The 3,143-nt window shown below is 36.9% G+C and carries 4 protein-coding genes; all 4 read right to left on the bottom strand.

The features are described from left to right. Positions 1-940 precede the first annotated feature (940 nt). From KEM10_RS23435 to KEM10_RS23420, 4 genes are read right to left on the bottom strand one after another with little or no spacing between them, the layout of a single operon-like run. A complete protein-coding gene (locus tag KEM10_RS23435) occupies positions 941-1,249 on the bottom strand; it encodes a hypothetical protein (protein WP_212220700.1) in 309 nt (102 codons plus the stop codon). A gap of 35 nt (positions 1,250-1,284) precedes the next feature. Beyond that, positions 1,285-1,947 carry an AAA family ATPase gene (locus KEM10_RS23430; protein ID WP_212220697.1) on the bottom strand — a complete coding sequence of 221 codons (663 nt, stop codon included), beginning with the start codon at positions 1,945-1,947 and terminating at the stop codon, positions 1,285-1,287. After that, positions 1,931-2,647, bottom strand: a complete 717-nt coding sequence (locus KEM10_RS23425) for a hypothetical protein (protein WP_212220694.1) — start codon at positions 2,645-2,647, stop codon at positions 1,931-1,933. The genes KEM10_RS23430 and KEM10_RS23425 overlap by 17 nt, the downstream gene beginning before the upstream one ends. Continuing rightward, on the bottom strand, positions 2,647-2,982 hold the full coding sequence (locus tag KEM10_RS23420) for a helix-turn-helix domain-containing protein (RefSeq protein WP_212220692.1): 336 nt from the start codon (positions 2,980-2,982) through the stop codon (positions 2,647-2,649). The genes KEM10_RS23425 and KEM10_RS23420 overlap by 1 nt, the downstream gene beginning before the upstream one ends. Positions 2,983-3,143: the final 161 nt, after the last annotated feature.

Genomic DNA, 3,143 nt, shown 5'->3' with positions numbered 1-3,143 from the left:
ATTCAAAGATCTCAGGTTTGCTTTTGAATCTTGCTTTCACAAACAGATACAGAAACACAAGAAAGTAGTATATGCAAACTAACGTTATCAGTGCTCCTGCAAATTGACGGTATGTAATTTCTTCGAGTCCGAACATACTTTGAGTTTTTTGTTACCTCAAAGTTCTGTTGCTTAATCGGATATTCTTCCCAACCTGATCCCGGGTTGGTATAGATTATTTTTTATAAGGTATTTTGCTGTACTATAATCGATTGCTAATTCTCTTATTCCATACTTTTCATTTCTATATGATTGATTTTGATTGCATATGAATGCATTCTATTGGTTTTGATTTTTCCCATTTCTGCATTGGGTAGGTACTGGTTTTGTTTAACATTATTTTCTATCAATTGCAATAAAGAAACACATTGGGGCTTTTTTGTTCGCGTAAACAACCTGTCATAGCAGTGTTGTCAGGAGTGCAAAAGGAAGCGGAATAAATAGCCTGCGGGCAGGCCATAATCGGATGGGCATTACTTCTTTGACATCAAAATGCTTGTGCTATTACCACCTGATATCAATAAATCAGATACAGGATTAATTGTAATAAAAGCACATGTATTTTGGTCAACTGACCGATTCAATGCTCATCCGACGTGGGTTTATGCCGAACTCTTTTGTCTCCTGACAGACTGCATATACCTTGGCTTAGGCGTAACTGAAAAGCCAACCCTGAAAAGTTTACATACATAATCCAATACCTGATAAAAAAAGCCTTTCTGAACAGGAAGCCATGGCATCAACGGCTTGGATGGGCTCCGGGCAAGGATGTCATGGCTGAATTGTTCTGTAAGGCCACTAAGAAGCGAAAGCGCGAACGGCTTATTGGGTAAACATTAACTGCCTTATAATGATTTGTATCTTATAAAGATTTGTTTATCCAATGTGCCGAAAGAAGGTCTTATAATGTTATTCCTTCACTCTGCACTTTCTGATAGATAGGAGTATTTTTAAACAGCTTATGCCAGTTTTCTTTGTAATAGATATAAATGGATACTGACTGGTGAGATTCCAGTTCTACTTTATACCGAGAATCCAGGTATTGCTTTTCATCTGAATAACTGACTTTATGGGGCAGAAAAACAAAGATTTGTAATTCTTCATGAATCTTTTTACCCTGCGGAAACAAAAGTATGATTTCTGCCTCTGTATTAAGCGAATGAATATGTTCTTTAATCAGTTCACTTATATCTTTCTTCACTTTATTCATAATGCAAAAATAGGAAGTATTCTTTTGTGAAAATATTATCTTTTATCAAGCGAATTTTCAGAAAAGGAAACCAGGTTAAACATCTCACGCATCCTGCTACGTAACCGATTACCATAGAGCTTCTCCAGTTCAGAGGCAGATAAATTGGTTGTTGCATGGGTAAGCATTCCATTTTTGACAAAGTGATCATATCTTCCCAGTAAGATCTCTCCCACCACATTGCATTCATTTCCGAAGTATTGAATAGGTCGATCAGTTCCCAGATCGTCAAAACAATAAACAACCGGTTGATAACCAACATTACTAAATCGATAGGATTGAGTACTGTAACGATCAATAGTGCCATATCCTTCACGGGCAAAGCGAATGGTTAACTCACGTGCTGAAATAAGGTTATACTGCTTTTCTTTTGAACAAAACTGTGAGACCAGTGCCATCAGGGTGGTTTTTCCGCAACCTACAGGTCCACTCAATAAAATGCCTTTATTGGCATGCATACCCAATCTTCTTATATTTTCCTTATCACTAATGGCATATACCAATAATTTGTATAGTAAGGGATGATCTTCCTCATAAATCCTGAACTTTTCACCAAAACGCTTCTTACCAGTGTGATCTAACCATTGCAAACAAGCTGGAAAGCTATAGTTCATCCATCCGTTTTTTTCCCAGCAGATAGCTTCAGAGTGGTTCTTCATAATTTTTTACGTTGGGGGCAGACAAATAGTTTTCATCTCGGTAATTGTTCCTTTTTGTGCTATATCGTTCTATATTCAGGATCCAGTTTCTAACTGCTGCCTTCCAGTCTTTCATGGGACTCTTACCTCCTACCTTCCAGCCATTCGACTCAAAATGATTAAAAAAACGGTCCCCTTCTGTTATGTCGGCTTTTCGCTCCTGAAAATAGACTTTGATTTCTTCAAGGCTTGGTTTGATAAAACGCTTTTTCGAAATAGTAGCATCCGAGTTCTCAGTTGGTAATTTCAAATCAACTTTCTGTTCTTCGGGCGCGCGCTCTCTAACTGTTTTTAATTGTTTATTATTATTTATATATCTATTAATAAAGAGAGTGTTATCAGTAGTTGCATCACTGGTATAACCAGTGCTTGTATCAAAAGTGATAATAGTAACCGAAGATCCACACAATGGATTATGCGAAGGATAATAACAGATATATCCCCAGGCATGCAGCTCTTTTAGTGTTCGAATATAGGTATTTACCGATCCGATCTTTGCCAATAACATGGTTTCTGCCCGTGACAGTGCAATCTTGTCTGCGAACTTCAGCCGGTTCCAAAGCTGGAAAAGAGCCATATACAAACTGATATGCCTGGGTACTATCTGTACATCCTCTGCAAACTTTTGAAATACTGCATTGAGATGTCGGATATAATTCATCAATCCAATCTTGAATTGACTTCTACTTTATTGCGATTAAACATCTTCTGTATGTCCTGGTATTCATAGAAGATCATTCCTCCCACCTTTGTAAAAGGGAGTTGTCCGTTAATACGCATGCTCTGAAGTGTTCCCGGCGAAATCTTTAAAAGCTTTCTTACTTCGGCACTTTTTAGCCATTTTTTAGCACCCGGTTTGAAGTTTTCAACTAAGATTTTGGAAAGTTCCTGCAGAAGGTCTTTTTTAAATTCAACAAGATCTGTTGTAGTGACGATTTGTTCGCGATATAACTTCTCACGACCATAATTGAAATCTCGTTCAGTCTTAAGTGTCATAATGATAGTATTTGGTTAAAAAATATCCAAAGGTTAAAAACAGATTTGAATGTTTTTCCCAACCTCATCCCAAGTTGGGATGTTTTTAAACACTTTATCTAAATAAACACCTCTAATACATAATAATACACCTTTATATAACACAAAAACGTTATTATTAT

Origin of the sequence: Carboxylicivirga linearis (assembly GCF_018271995.1) — a bacterium.
In the GTDB taxonomy this organism is placed as follows: Bacteria; Bacteroidota; Bacteroidia; order Bacteroidales; family Marinilabiliaceae; genus Carboxylicivirga; species Carboxylicivirga linearis.
Note: the sequence above shows the minus strand (reverse complement) of the source record. Positions and strands in the feature narration are given on the sequence as shown.